We start from the raw sequence: 13,266 nt of genomic DNA on the forward strand, positions 1-13,266 counted from the left end.
CTTTTTTAAGTTCCCTTTTTACTCCATTTTTTTTAAATCTTTTATAAAAAATCTAAACAAGCCTAGTTTAAATGGGCTTTTATACGCCTTAATAAAGGCAGTTCCTATTTTATATCTTATGTCATTTTTAGCTAATTCATTTGTTTTTTTATCATTAAAAGCTAGGGCTAAATTTGGACTATTTTCTAATCTTTTTTGTGATAAAATTTGTTCTTTATCGTGCTTTTGCTTAATATAGCTTAATACAAAAAACATTTTTAACATACTAATTAAGCCCTTTTTATACTCAAGTATCACACTTCCTAGCTTATAAGCAAGATGATTTTTTGTTTTGTTAATGTCATCATTTTTAATAAGTACGAAATTTGAATTCTCACCAGCTAATAAGGCTTTAAGCCTTGCATTTTCATCATTTGCTAATTTTAACATAGCCCTTTCACTACTTAACCAACCAAGTCTAAATTCACTTCTTTGCAAGAAAAAATCCCTATTAAATTTATAATCTATGCCTATAACTGGAATTTTATGCATTTGAGAATAAGGCACAAACAAAGGATTAAAAGAACCAAACCACAATAAATCACCCTCACAAAAACACCTTGGGTCACTTACTGGCATTCTGTGAAAATAATTATTTGCTACAAAGATATGATTTTGAGGCAAAGGATGATTTCTTATGGCTTTGTTTTCATAAAATTTTATATAGGTATTTAATCTTAAAGGTGTATCAAAATAAATATCAGGGCGAGTTAATAGGGTATAATCGTAATTTATCAATTTTTCTTTTGCATATTCAAGGGCTAGAATTTGTACCTTTTTAATGCTTAAAAACATGCCCTTATCTTCGTTTAAATGTTCGATTAAATAGGATTTTGGATTATAAATTTTACAAAGTTCTTCTTTATCTTCATTGCTTAAAACCTTGCCATTTAAGCCTTTAAAAATTTCTTCTCCATTATACCAAGCAAAGCCCGATTTTTCAAACTCATCCCAGCTATGCAAAAAAATATCAATCTCCCAATTATCATTTAAATTTGTCTTAACTATATTTTTAAATAGCGATTGATAAGTTTGCTTATAGGTTCTTAAATGCCCAAAAAGACAAAGTGCTAATCTCATAAATATTCCTCATTATGTAAAAGCTCACTTAAAATTTGTGTAGCATAAGAGCCTTTTTGTAGAAAAAATTCCATGCAAAAATGTGCCTTTTCTTCATCATAGGTAAATTTAGTATTTTGCATAAAGCTCCACAAATATCTACGCGACCCTTGCATTTGTGATTTAAATTGCAAATAAGGATTAAAAATTTCTTCTTCTATATCCTTTGCAAAGCCGTTTTCACATTCAAACATTTTTTCACCAAATAAAGCACCTGTCGGGCTAATTTGCTTATTAATAAATCTTTGTACTTCTTCGTTTAAATTCTCACAAATAAAGCATTTTCCAAAGGGATAATGGCTTAACACTTCTGTTTTTAATAATTTAAAAAATTGTTTTTGTTCTTTAATGCACCTTAACTCATCCTTGTCTATTTTATAAATTTGTGCAAGTTCTTTGATTGAAAAATCACACATAAAATGAGAAAGCTGTACTCTTTTACTAAGATATCTATTAAAAAGTTCGCTTTGAAAGGCTGAGATTAAAAAATTTTGCATACGTTTATTTTTCATTTTTTTACCCTGTAAAATTTCAAGTCCACTTTGAAAATTATCCTTAAATTTGCCAAATCTTTGATAGCCAAAATAATTTGCAAAGCCTTCTTTATCAAGCATCTTAAAGGCTTCTTTTAATTTTAAAGCATCAATCTTACTTACCTTTTTAAGCCTTATAAAAAAGGAATTTCCCTTTAAATGTCCTATTTTTAATTTATTATTATGAGTAAATAAATTTATTATTTTTAGTTTTTCGTGTGAAAAATTTTCTATTGTATGTTGCATTTTTTTAGGCATAGAAAGGTATTGATAAGTAAGTCCTTGCTTATCTTTAAGTCCTGCATAGCCAAAATCTTTTATCTTAACTCCACTAATTTCACTTAAAATTTGCAAGGCCTCATTTGTGCTTAAATCCTTTTTGCAAATTTGTAAGATTAAATGCTCGCCACTGCCACTAAATTCATATAACGGCACCTCTCTAACCACAAAATCCTTACTATTTTTACTAAAATAAGCATCAATCTTACTATGTTTTAAAGCAAAAAGAGGCTTAAAAATGGTGTTCTCGTCCGATAAATTCATAACTTCCTTTTATTGCTTTTCCAAAAATATTAATCTTTGTTTTATGTTTTTTAGCAATTTTTTTAATTATATTTTCATATCTTTTATCAAAGGCAAACAAAATTTCATATTCTTCCCCACTATAAAGCGTATAAAAATCAAGTTCTTTAAAGAATTTTACTCCAAGCTTATTAAGGGCTAATAAACGCGACAAATCCTTACTTAGTCCATCTGAAATATCCATAGCACAAGATACAAATTTAGCTATATCATAAAAAAATTTAGGTTTTAATTTAGGTCTTATAAAGGTGTGATTAAAAGGCAGTTTCTTTCCATTTTGCAAAAGTTCAAGCCCCTTTAAAGAAGTCCCAAGTTTTCCTGTATAGGCTAATAAATGGTCTTTTTTTAAGCCCTTTCTAAAAACAGCTTTTTTATTGATTTTAGAAATCAAGCTTATAGAAATTGCTATTTTATCATTTTCAATTGTATCTCCACCTATGATTTTAATATTAAATTTTTTAGCACATTCTAAAAAGCCCTTTTGCAAGGATAAAATTTCATTTTTGCTTAAAGTTTTAGGTAGCCCAAGTCCTAAAAGAACAAATTGTGGTTTTGCATTCATAACAATTGCATCAGAGATATTAACTAACATTGCCTTATAGGCTATTTGTTTTAGGTTTAGCCATTCTCTTTTAAAGTGTACATTTTCAAAAAATAAATCCTTGCTAAAACACCATTTATCAAGCACGGCCCCATCATCGCCATTAATATCATTTAAAAATGCTTTTATAATAAATTCTTCCTTATCCATAGGCAAAATTTTATAAAATTTCTTTTTAAAAGCTAGTAAATTTTTAAGAATTTTTTATATAATTAAACAAAGGAAAAATTATGAAAGAATTAGAATTAAGAATATTTAGATTTGACAAAGATAAGGATTATGAAGCCTATTATAAGCCTTATGTGTATAAAAATTATGAAAATTTTGCTATGCTTTATGACTTGCTTTTACAAATTCAAGATGATGATATTTATTTTAGTTTTGATAAAAATGAGTCTTCTTTTGTTTTGGTTAACAAACAAGCATTTTCGCTAAGCACCCCTTTAAGCGAAATTTTGCAGCTTTGTGGTTTTGAATTAATTATCCAACCACTTAGCACAAAAAGGGCAGTTTATGATTTAATCATTGATAAAAGTGATTTTTTAGATAAATTTAAGCTCATAGAAGAACTTGTAAGCAAAGAAGATAAAAAGCTTTATGAAGGACTTGATTATTTATATTATACTAGTGAAATTTTAGAGTACTTGCCAGAATATTTAGGCGATTCATTTTTTTATTTTGTTAATGAAATGATACAAAAATATCCACTTAAAAAAAGAAAATTTTTAAGCCTTATAGCAGATAAAGAAAGAGGAATTTTTTATCATTTAAGCACTAAAAATGAGAATTTAGAAAAGATTATAAGTAACCTACAAAATGAGATTTTAAAAGAAGGGCTTTTTGATAAAAAATTACTTAAAGCAAATTTAAAAGATGATGAGATAAAAAAGAATCATTTAAGTAGTATAAAATACGATTTTAAAGACTTTAATATAGCTTGTTATGGTTTTAATCCTTGTGAGAATTTAAGGGCTAAGATTAAGGCTAATTTTGTTGATTATGATTTTAAAAGCAAGTCTAGTCCTTATACACTTTTAAATTTAAATGAAAATTTAGCTTATAAAATAGCTGCAAATATTATTTTAGATGCTTATGATAGTGGAAGCGATTTTTTAGTGGTAGCTAAAAATAATGATTTTTACCTTTTTGATACTTGTGCTAAAAAATTAATGAATGAAAGTGGTAGGGATTTTGATGATTTTTATGTCTTAACTAGGGCTGAGTTTATTAGTTTAATAGGTGGAGAAGTATCCTCAAGTCTTAAAAATCATAATTTAAAGGTAAGCTTAATATGAGAATTTCCTTAGAATGCAAAGATATATTAATAGCTAGGGCCTTGGAATTATTTTTAAAAGAACATTTAGTTATGAAAAAGGATTGTGATTTTATAATTTGTGATGAAAAAATAACAAGCCCTAAGCCCTTGTTTATCATATCTAACAATTCTCCTTTTTTATCTGTACCATTTAGCAAGGAAACTTTAATTGCAAATTTACAAGAATTTGACACTGCTTTAAAGCTTAACGCTCAAAAATTAGCAGATGAACAAAGGCAAATTTTAGAATCAAAGATTGATGCGATAACTACTGCTTTTAAGGAAGACTATCAACATAAAATTGACTTAGCTATAGCTGATTTAAAAGATAAACTTGTAAAAGCCTTAATGAATGTCTAGAAATGAAAAAAATTTATACCATTATAGAAAGTGGCAAATTTAAGGGTAAAAAGCTTTTATTGCCAAGTTTGACAAGTACTAGAAGCACTAAAAGTATAGTTAAAAACTGTGTTTTTAATGTGTTAAGATATATTTTAGAAGATAAAGTGTTTATTGAATGCTTTGGAGGAAGTGGGGTTATGGCAGCCCTAGCACTTAGCAATAATGCCTTAAAAGCTTATGTTATAGAACTTGATAAGGATGCTTATAAGATAGCTTATAAAAATGCCCTGTCTTTAAATTCAAATTTAGAGGTTTTGCAAGGGGATTGTTTTGAGCTTTTAGATACGCTTTTAAAAAGGCAAGATAAGGATATAATCTTATATTTTGACCCACCCTTTCATATAAGATATGGTTTTGAAAAAATTTATGAAAAACTTTGTGCTTTTTTAGAAAAAATTGACTTAACAAGGGTTAAAAATATCATTTTTGAACATAGTTCAAAGATTGAAATTTGTTTAAATATAAAAGAATTTCACAAAAATAAAATTAAAAAATTTGGAAATACTACTCTTAGTTTTTACGAAAAAATATAAGTTGGCATTATTTTTGCTTTAAAAGCATAAAAGCTAGTTATTTAAGGAACTAAGATGAGAATTTTATTAACAATTTTATTTTTTAGTGTAAGCGTTTTTGCAACGCAGATTAAAGAAATAGTAAATACCGTTGGCGTTAGGGATAATCAACTTATAGGTTATGGTTTAGTGGTTGGTCTTAATGGTAGTGGCGATGGTACTAGTAATAGATTTACCTTACAATCTGTATCTAACCTTTTACAAGGTATGAATATAAAGGTTGACCCAAATGATATTAAATCAAAAAATACAGCTGCGGTTATGGTAACTGCTAGAATTCCAGCCTTTGCTAAAAGTGGGGATAAGCTTGATGTAACCGTTTCATCTATGGGTGATGCAAAGTCTTTACAAGGTGGTACTTTATTATTAACTGCTTTAAGAGGAATTGATGGTGAAATTTATGCTATAGCCCAAGGAGCCCTTTCAATAGGTGGACTTAGTGCAAGACCTGGTGGGGCTGGTTCTCACCCAAATGCAGCCTCTGTTATAAACGGGGCAAATGTTGAAAGAGAAATTAATCAAAATTTTAGTACTAGCAATGATTTAACCCTAAGTTTAAAAAATGCAGATTTTAAAACAGCACATGATATTGAAAGGATTATAAATACTATCTTTGATGATGGCGTTGCTGTGGCAGTTGACTCAAGGACTATTAAATTAAATAAGCCTGATGAAATGTCTTCTGTGGAATTTATGGCAATGATTTTAGAACAAGACGTAGCTTACAAGCCTGTTAGAAAGGTAATAATTGATGAAAAAACAGGCACTGTTATAGCAGGAGTTGACGTAGAGGTTGAACCTGTTTTAATTACTCATAAGGACATTACTATCAAGGTTGAAGCAAATAATCAAGCAGGTATTAGTACTAATGAAATTGATATGAAAGATGGAGGGGCGATTGACCCAGCGTCAAATACCTTGCGTATAATGAATGAAAAAACCACGGTTGCAAATATAGCAAGAATGCTTAATAAACTTGGGGCAAGTCCTAATGATATTATTTCTATTATGGAAAATTTAAAAAGGGTAGGTGCTTTTAGTGCTGATTTGGAGGTAATTTAAAATGAAGATTGATACTTCTTTGAATAATTATATATTAAATGGAATAGGCTTTTCAAATATAGCTACAAATTCTATGACAAGTGAGGTTAAGATTGAAAGCAAAGAAGATGAGGCCTTAAAAGAACAAACCGATGCCTTTGAATCTTTTTTAATAAAGACAATTTTAGATATTTCTATAAATCAAGAAAACTCTCTTTTTGGAAAAGATGCAAGTGATGAAATTTATTCTTCTATGTATAATGATACAATGAGCAGGGCTTTAAGTGGTGGAATGGGATTTTCTAATATGTTATTTAATTTTTTAAAGGAAAGGGGTTAAATTTTTATCCTTAATGCCGATTTAGCTTTTAGAAATTTTTAAAGCAAGGAGGCATAATGATAAATCCTGTTAAACAAGGCTTTGTTGCGGGTTCTACTTTGAATACAACAAAGACCGATAAAGATTTAAAAACAAATCAGACTCAAAGAAGTGAGAATGATAAACTTGCAAGAATCAAAGAACAGGTAAAAAGTGGTAGCTATCAACTCGATATGAATGCTACTGCAAATGCCATGGCTGATTCTTTAATATAAAGCTTATCTCCTTTTTTTTTGAGTATGAATAAAAGTAAAGAAAGGAGATAAGATGATTAAACAATACTTAGACGAGGTAAATGAAATTCTCGAAAAACTCATTGATATCACAAACGAAGATATAGAAAATATAAAAGTAGCAAATCATTCTAGCGTTAAAGAAAGCGTAGAAAAGAAAAATAAGCTTATAGAAGAATTTGTACTAGCTAAAAGAAGACTTGATGCAGCCCTTGTTCAGCTTAATAGTAGCACAGATAAGGGCTTAGCAAGTATGCTTGATAGCGAGGATAAGCAAAAATTAGATATTTTAAAAAAGAATTTAAAAATGCTACATGAAAGAAATAAAGAATATGCAAAATTTATGTTAATAGTTAAAGATTTTATAGATGGACTTGTCAATAAAATGTTTAATATAAATGATGGAACAAATAATGCTTATGGTGATAAGAAGGCACAACCTGAATCGTTATTTAAATTAAATGTGTAAAAAGGAGATAAAATGGGTATTTTTGCAACATTATATACAGGTGTAAGTGGTTTAAAGGTTAATGAACTTCAAATAGCTACGGTTGGTAATAATATCACAAATGCAAATACTGAATTTTACACAAGACAAAGAGTTGTGCAAACTACGAGTGGCTATTATACCACTAGTGGAGGCGTGCAAGTTGGAACGGGTACCACTGCTGAAAGTATAATTAGAATACACGATGAACTTTCATATACTAAGCTTAAAGATGCTACTACCCAGCTTGAATATACTGAGTATATGGCCACTGTTTTACACGAGATAGCAGAACGTTTCCCGGACTTAGAAACTACTGGTATTTTAAATAATTTAGAAAATTATTACACAGCGTGGAATGACTTTGCTTCTAATCCTAATGAAGATGCCACAAAGGTAGCACTAGCAAATGCAGCCCAAACCTTAACTGAAAGCATTAATCAAGCTTATAATGATATGAAAGCTATACAAACTAGAGTTGATGATGAGATTAAATCAACGGTTGAAGAGATAAATTCAATAGCCGAACAAATAGCAGCTATAAACAAGCAAATTTATAGCTCAGAAGTACTCCCAACAGACCATGCAAACGAGTTAAGAGACCAAAGGGACCAACTAGAACTCCAACTTTCAAAGCTTGTTGATGCAGTGGCTAGCAAAACTGAAATTTCAAGGGATAGTTCGCAAGATTATACTATAACAGAACCTGGTCAGCAATATAATCTTAGTATTTGTGGTTATTCTATAGTAGATGGGGTTAATTATCACCCTTTAACCCTTGAATATAATGATATTACAGGTTCATATAGCATTTATTATCAAACAAGGGATGAAAAGGTACGTGATTTAACAGAAAAAATTTCAGGTGGACAGCTTGGTGCACAACTTGATTTAAGAGGTAGAAGTTATAGTTCTACAAGGGAAAAATATGATGATGGTATTATTCAAGGTTATTTAGATGCTCTTGATACCTTTGCTAAAACCCTTATAAATGAAACAAATAATATCTATGCCTCATCAGCCCAACACACAATGGCTTCTGATTATATGACAGGTTTAAAGAGTGATACTACCTTAATGAATTATGATAAGACCATACAAGCAGGGACCTTTGATATAGTAATTTATGACGAGGCAGGTAACGAACAAGTTAGAAAAACGATAACAGTTACCTTAAAAACTACTATGGAAGATATTGTCTCACAAATTACTTCAAATACTGATGATAATGGCGATAATAATTCATTAAACGACGCGGATGATTACTTACAATCTGTTGCTTTTAGTTATGATTATAAAACAGATAGTGGATTTTTTCAAATGGTTGCTAAGAATGGCTTTAAGGTGGCAATTGAAGATAATGGTACGAATTTTAGTGGGGCATTTAGTATAGGTGGTTTTTTTAGTGGAACAGATGCTAGTACAATTAGCGTTAAAAGCTCACTTCTAAGCGACCCAAGTACTATTAGGGCAAGTGTAAATGGGGTTGATAGTGGTAATGATATGGCAAATGCTATTATCCAGCTTCAATATACTAAGATAAATTTTTATAATGAAGATGGGACTATTGATTATTTAACCACTGAAGAATATTATAGAAAGCTTACAGGACAAATTGCAAGCGATGGGGAAAATAATGATATATTAAATGAAACCTATACTACGCTTTATAACTCAGTTTATAGCGAGTATCTATCAATAACAGGTGTTAATACAAGCGAAGAGTTAACTGCTTTAATACAATATCAATCCTCTTATGCAGCAGCTTCAAAGATTATTACAACCGTTGATGAAATGTTAGATACCCTGTTAGGACTTAAATAAATTGTCTCTAAAAGCTAGGCTTGATAATTTAGCCCTAAAACATAATACAAATTTAGGGCTTTTTACGGCAAGTGATCCCTTGCAGATTGCTAAAAATAATAAGGATGAATGTGCTATTTTACTTTGTGCCCTTTTTGCTTATGGCAATGCTAATCAAATTTTAAAATTCTTAAAAAAGCTTGATTTTTCTTTGTTAAATGAAAGTGAAAAGATCATTAAAAAAGATATTAAAAATTTAAAATATCGCTTTCAAAACGAAGTTGATATACAAGAAATTTTCATTAGTTTAAGAAGATTTAAGCAAGAATATAATTTAAAGGAATTTTTCTTTGAACATTATAAAAAAGAATTTAAGGTACAAGTTGCTTTTAGGGAATTTATAAGAAAAATTTATGCTTTAAATTCTTATAAGAGTCAGGGCTTTTCGTTTTTTTTCTCAAAGGTCTTTGAAAATGAGCCAACCTCTACGCTTAAAAGATATAATCTTTTTTTAAGATGGTTAGTTCGCAAGGATGAACTAGATATAGGAATTTGGGCTGATAAATTTAGCACAAAGGACCTTTTAATACCTCTTGATACACATACTCACAAGGTAGCTTTAAAAAATAAGCTTTTGCAAAGAAAAAGCTATGATTTTAAGGCCGTTTTAGAACTTACTAATAAGCTTAAAGAATTTGACAAAAACGACCCTATAAAATATGATTTTGCCCTTTATAGGTTAGGACAAAGTGGGGATAATTTATTAATTTAAGCAAAATCAAAAAAAATTATCCTTATTTTTAAAGGATAGCTATGAAAATTTTAAATTTTTTGATTTTAAGTTTATCCTTATTTTTAAGTGCTTGTGCCTATGTGGAAAATACTTCAACAAAGTTAAGCAATCCTACTAATAAAATTGTTGATTCTAGTGTTTCTATTTATGATGGCTTTGCTAATTTATTTTCATCAAATGAGTTAACAGAAGAAGATTTGTTTAAGCCTCAAGGTTATGTAGAAGAAGCATATAAATTATTTTATAAAGAATATTCTTCTGATAATTATTACCTTATAAGTTATGAATACGCAGAAAAACTCGCTCAACAAAAAATATAAATCAATTTATCAAAAAGGCGTTCACATAAAATCGCAAAAACAATGTATTGATAAAATAAAAAATGATATTAATACATTTTTTCTTCCTAGTTCTCAAGTTACAATGAGATTATATTATGTTAAAAAATCTAATATTAGACAATATTATATGAAGATTGCAACAATATATTTGCCAAAAGATAAAACTTGTGCAGATTATTTTAGTAAATAATTAAAATTTAAGGTAAAAAACTTTACCTTAAATTCTTAAAATAAGGCAAATAAACTTCCTTGAATCACAACAGCATTAATTAAATCTATAAAAAATGCCCCAACAAGTGGCACCACTATAAAGGCGACATGGCTTTGCCCGTAGTGTTGAGTGACCGTTTGCATATTTACCATAGCAGTAGGGGTTGCCCCAAGTCCAAATCCACAATGTCCAGCAGATAGTACAGCAGCATCGTAATCTTTTCCACAAAATCTAAATGTTATAAAGATAGCATAAAATATCATTAAAATAACTTGTGCGGTTAAAATCATAAGTATAGGCACGGCAAGGGCTACTAATTCCCAAAGATTTATACTCATCATAGCAAAGGCTAAAAATAGCGATAAGCTTACATTTCCAAGTACTGAAACTTCTCTATCAAAGACTTGGTGAATTCTTAAAATAGATAAGGCATTTCTTAATACTACCCCTATAAAAAGACAATATACAAAGGTTGGCAGGTTAAAAAGTGGCCAAGCTGTCTTTGCGTAAGCACTTATAAGTGTTCCTATAAGCAAGGAAATGGCGATTAAGGCAAGGGATTCTATAAAGCTAGTCGGGGTTATAAGCCTTTCTTTTTGTGGGGTTTCAAAGATATGAATATCTTTAATATCTTCTTCTTTTTTAGGTAATTTTAAATTATGCTTTTTTATTAAATACCTAGCAACTGGCCCACCTATTATCCCACCACATACTAAACCAAAGGTAGCACAAGTTACAGCTACTTCTGTGGCTGCACCAAAACTATAAGGTTCGCTTTTAAAAATTTCAGACCAAGCAGCACCTGTTCCATGACCTCCACTCATGGTTATAGAACCTCCAAGTAAGCCTATTAATGGCTCAACTCCCATAACATAAGCAAGGCTAACCCCTACTATATTTTGCAAGGCTAAAAGTCCACAAACTATTACTAAAAATATAGCCAACATTTTTCCACCCTTTTTTAAAGATGCAAAATCAGCACTTAAACCTATGGAGGTAAAAAAGGCTAGCAATAAAGGATCTTTTAAAGAACCATCAAATTTAAATTCTATCTTTAAGCTTTGATAGATTATTAAAATCGCAAGGGCTGCGATAATGCCACCAACTACAGGCTCTGGTATATTATAATCTTGTAGAAATTTTACCTTTTTTATGATTATACGACCAAGTAATAAAACTAAGACCATACAAACTAGGGTAGCATAAAAGTTAAATTCTAAAACTTGCATTTATTTCCTTTTTGAAAATTTATAAATTATATAAAATTTGAACTAAAAAATGAGTTAGCTATATGAAAATTTATATTTTTGTGTAACTTTTTTGCATGTTTTTATATTTTGAAAATATTGATCATTTATTAAAAATTTAAGTAAAAAAATCTTTTTTTATGTTAGACTTGCAATGTTAATTTTTATATTAAGGAGTAATTATGAAAATAACTAGGCTTAGTTTAGTTGCGACTTTAACTGCTGGTGTTTTTTCTAGCGTTAGTGCGATTTCTTTAGAAGAAGCTATAAAAGATGTAGATCTTAGTGGAGTTTTAAGATATCGCTATGATAGTGGTGCTGTTGATAGTGTAAAAACTCATGGCTTTAATGATTCAAGATCAAATGTAGGTGGTAGGCAAGACCATAACTGGTTGGCACAAATTAATTTTAATGCTGCCATTGCGGATAATTTCAAAGCTTTTATTCAATTAGCTTACGAACCAGAAGATGACCATGGTTTTACAGATGGTAGTGGTATTAAGGTGAGTAACTCAAATACTATTACACCTTTTACTGTTAGACAATTTTATCTAACTTATGAAAGCGAAGAAGCACAAGCTAGTGTATTATTTGGTAAGCAAGCAGTAAATTCTATCTGGTCTGATAATGGCGAAGAAGGACTTATAGGAACTGGTGTTAAAATTTTAAATCAAAGTGTTGAGGGTTGGACCTTTGCAGCCTATGCCTTTGATGGTTTTAATGTTGGTGATACAGGTGATGAGGGCGATGTTATCCTTAGTTCAGGTGTGTATGATGTTTTTAGCTTTAATCCATACAGTAATAACCTTTATGGTGTAGCAGCTATCGGTTCTTGGGAGCTTTGGGGATTTGAAATAAGCCCTCAACTTTGGTTAGCTTATCTTAATGATACAGCATTTTTCTATGCACTTGATATAGCTTATGCTACTACCTTTGGAGAAAGCTTGGATTATGTCCTTGAATTTGCATACTTAGGAAATGCTATACAAGGTGATTTAGAAGAAATGAGTTTTTATGCTAATGGTAACCTAATGGGAGGCGTAGGTAGTGCGTCTGCTGTTGATGATGGTAACTTCTTTGCCTTGCAAGGTGCTATTGAATATAATGGCTTTGATGCAAGTTTAGGTGGGGTTTTCTATGGTAATAAGGGCAAATTAACCATAAACACACTTGAAGATAATGGTAATATAGTACACCTTTTAGCAGGTGAAGAAATTTTCTATACAGATGGTTCTAACCTAACTGGTGATATCGGTCAAAATATCTTTGGTTATGTAACTGCTGGTTATACTTTTCAAGAGACTTTTCGCGTAGGTGTTGACTTTATCTATGGTGGTACTAAAACAAAGGGATATGCAAGAACTTACACACCAGGTGGTGAAAAAATGGAAGCTGTTGCAAGACTTGAATATCAATACTCTCCAAAACTTAACTTTTCTGCATTTTATTCTTATATGAGTGTAGATGGCAACAATGATTTAGAGGGTGAAAAAAATACAGTTCGCCTTGAGGCCTTGTATCAATTCTAAGAAAATAAAAAGAATTCTCCAAATTTAGCCTAGTTTAAC

General features: G+C 30.0%; 14 protein-coding genes and 1 pseudogene. 11 read left to right on the forward strand and 4 right to left on the reverse strand.

What is annotated here, in order from left to right; all coding sequences use genetic code 11:
* Window positions 1–18: 18 nt before the first annotated feature.
* The 3 genes from FMM58_RS04015 to FMM58_RS04025 are packed head-to-tail and all read right to left on the reverse strand — an operon-like array spanning window position 19 to window position 3,024.
* Window positions 19–1,119 (reverse strand): hypothetical protein, encoded by a 1,101-nt coding sequence (locus FMM58_RS04015; protein ID WP_150180424.1) that lies wholly within the window; start codon window positions 1,117–1,119, stop codon window positions 19–21.
* Window positions 1,116–2,234, reverse strand: coding sequence for a tRNA pseudouridine(13) synthase TruD (gene truD, locus FMM58_RS04020; RefSeq protein WP_150180425.1), 1,119 nt, complete (start codon window positions 2,232–2,234; stop codon window positions 1,116–1,118). Before truD ends, FMM58_RS04015 begins: the two co-directional genes overlap by 4 nt.
* Window positions 2,203–3,024, reverse strand: a complete 822-nt coding sequence (locus FMM58_RS04025; protein ID WP_150180426.1) for a thiamine-phosphate kinase — start codon at window positions 3,022–3,024, stop codon at window positions 2,203–2,205. Before FMM58_RS04025 ends, truD begins: the two co-directional genes overlap by 32 nt.
* An 80-nt stretch (window positions 3,025–3,104) precedes the next feature.
* On the opposite strand from FMM58_RS04025, the gene FMM58_RS04030 reads away from it, so the two are divergent.
* From FMM58_RS04030 to FMM58_RS04075, 10 genes and pseudogenes are all read left to right on the forward strand, one after another.
* Window positions 3,105–4,169, forward strand: coding sequence for a DUF5644 domain-containing protein (locus FMM58_RS04030; RefSeq protein WP_150180427.1), 1,065 nt, complete (start codon window positions 3,105–3,107; stop codon window positions 4,167–4,169).
* Window positions 4,166–4,549 (forward strand): ornithine carbamoyltransferase, encoded by a 384-nt coding sequence (locus FMM58_RS04035; protein ID WP_150180428.1) that lies wholly within the window; start codon window positions 4,166–4,168, stop codon window positions 4,547–4,549. The genes FMM58_RS04030 and FMM58_RS04035 overlap by 4 nt, the downstream gene beginning before the upstream one ends.
* 2 nt (window positions 4,550–4,551) lie before the next feature.
* Window positions 4,552–5,124: an RsmD family RNA methyltransferase gene (locus FMM58_RS04040; RefSeq protein ID WP_150180429.1), complete on the forward strand. Its 573-nt coding sequence runs from the start codon at window positions 4,552–4,554 to the stop codon at window positions 5,122–5,124.
* A gap of 54 nt (window positions 5,125–5,178) precedes the next feature.
* The gene (locus FMM58_RS04045; RefSeq protein ID WP_150139997.1) at window positions 5,179–6,225 is read left to right on the forward strand and encodes a flagellar basal body P-ring protein FlgI; all 1,047 of its coding nucleotides are present in this window, start codon (window positions 5,179–5,181) and stop codon (window positions 6,223–6,225) included.
* A gap of 94 nt (window positions 6,226–6,319) precedes the next feature.
* Window positions 6,320–6,544: pseudogene (locus tag FMM58_RS04050) on the forward strand (rod-binding protein); the annotation flags it as partial.
* Between the two features lie 56 nt (window positions 6,545–6,600).
* Complete coding sequence (locus FMM58_RS04055) at window positions 6,601–6,798, forward strand: flagellar biosynthesis anti-sigma factor FlgM (RefSeq protein ID WP_150139999.1); 198 nt, start codon at window positions 6,601–6,603, stop codon at window positions 6,796–6,798.
* Window positions 6,799–6,850: 52 nt separating this feature from the next.
* Complete coding sequence (gene flgN, locus FMM58_RS04060) at window positions 6,851–7,285, forward strand: flagellar export chaperone FlgN (RefSeq protein ID WP_150140000.1); 435 nt, start codon at window positions 6,851–6,853, stop codon at window positions 7,283–7,285.
* A gap of 12 nt (window positions 7,286–7,297) precedes the next feature.
* Window positions 7,298–9,127 carry a flagellar hook-associated protein FlgK gene (flgK, locus tag FMM58_RS04065; protein ID WP_150151376.1) on the forward strand — a complete coding sequence of 610 codons (1,830 nt, stop codon included), beginning with the start codon at window positions 7,298–7,300 and terminating at the stop codon, window positions 9,125–9,127.
* A gap of 1 nt (window position 9,128) precedes the next feature.
* Window positions 9,129–9,878 carry a TIGR02757 family protein gene (locus FMM58_RS04070; RefSeq protein ID WP_150140002.1) on the forward strand — a complete coding sequence of 250 codons (750 nt, stop codon included), beginning with the start codon at window positions 9,129–9,131 and terminating at the stop codon, window positions 9,876–9,878.
* A 41-nt stretch (window positions 9,879–9,919) separates the two neighbouring features.
* Window positions 9,920–10,219 carry a hypothetical protein gene (locus FMM58_RS04075; protein WP_150151373.1) on the forward strand — a complete coding sequence of 100 codons (300 nt, stop codon included), beginning with the start codon at window positions 9,920–9,922 and terminating at the stop codon, window positions 10,217–10,219.
* Window positions 10,220–10,465: 246 nt separating this feature from the next.
* On the opposite strand, the gene gltS is transcribed toward FMM58_RS04075, so the two are convergent.
* The gene (gene gltS / locus FMM58_RS04080) at window positions 10,466–11,680 is read right to left on the reverse strand and encodes a sodium/glutamate symporter (protein ID WP_150140004.1); all 1,215 of its coding nucleotides are present in this window, start codon (window positions 11,678–11,680) and stop codon (window positions 10,466–10,468) included.
* Window positions 11,681–11,880: 200 nt separating this feature from the next.
* Between gltS and FMM58_RS04085 the strand changes: the two genes are divergently transcribed.
* Window positions 11,881–13,227, forward strand: coding sequence for a major outer membrane protein (locus tag FMM58_RS04085; RefSeq protein ID WP_150180430.1), 1,347 nt, complete (start codon window positions 11,881–11,883; stop codon window positions 13,225–13,227).
* Window positions 13,228–13,266 lie beyond the last annotated feature (39 nt).

The organism is Campylobacter sp. LR291e, assembly GCF_008633915.1.
In the GTDB taxonomy this organism is placed as follows: domain Bacteria; phylum Campylobacterota; class Campylobacteria; order Campylobacterales; family Campylobacteraceae; genus Campylobacter_D.

What these genes read in the sequence shown, in the direction of transcription:
- FMM58_RS04015 (WP_150180424.1), bottom strand. Translation starts at nt 1,119, where the DNA reads ATGAGATTAGCACTTTGTCTTTTTGGGCATTTAAGAACCTATAAGCAA.
- truD (WP_150180425.1), bottom strand. Translation starts at nt 2,234, where the DNA reads ATGAATTTATCGGACGAGAACACCATTTTTAAGCCTCTTTTTGCTTTA.
- FMM58_RS04025 (WP_150180426.1), bottom strand. Translation starts at nt 3,024, where the DNA reads ATGGATAAGGAAGAATTTATTATAAAAGCATTTTTAAATGATATTAAT.
- FMM58_RS04030 (WP_150180427.1), top strand. Translation starts at nt 3,105, where the DNA reads ATGAAAGAATTAGAATTAAGAATATTTAGATTTGACAAAGATAAGGAT.
- FMM58_RS04035 (WP_150180428.1), top strand. Translation starts at nt 4,166, where the DNA reads ATGAGAATTTCCTTAGAATGCAAAGATATATTAATAGCTAGGGCCTTG.
- FMM58_RS04040 (WP_150180429.1), top strand. Translation starts at nt 4,552, where the DNA reads ATGAAAAAAATTTATACCATTATAGAAAGTGGCAAATTTAAGGGTAAA.
- FMM58_RS04045 (WP_150139997.1), top strand. Translation starts at nt 5,179, where the DNA reads ATGAGAATTTTATTAACAATTTTATTTTTTAGTGTAAGCGTTTTTGCA.
- FMM58_RS04055 (WP_150139999.1), top strand. Translation starts at nt 6,601, where the DNA reads ATGATAAATCCTGTTAAACAAGGCTTTGTTGCGGGTTCTACTTTGAAT.
- flgN (WP_150140000.1), top strand. Translation starts at nt 6,851, where the DNA reads ATGATTAAACAATACTTAGACGAGGTAAATGAAATTCTCGAAAAACTC.
- flgK (WP_150151376.1), top strand. Translation starts at nt 7,298, where the DNA reads ATGGGTATTTTTGCAACATTATATACAGGTGTAAGTGGTTTAAAGGTT.
- FMM58_RS04075 (WP_150151373.1), top strand. Translation starts at nt 9,920, where the DNA reads ATGAAAATTTTAAATTTTTTGATTTTAAGTTTATCCTTATTTTTAAGT.
- gltS (WP_150140004.1), bottom strand. Translation starts at nt 11,680, where the DNA reads ATGCAAGTTTTAGAATTTAACTTTTATGCTACCCTAGTTTGTATGGTC.
- FMM58_RS04085 (WP_150180430.1), top strand. Translation starts at nt 11,881, where the DNA reads ATGAAAATAACTAGGCTTAGTTTAGTTGCGACTTTAACTGCTGGTGTT.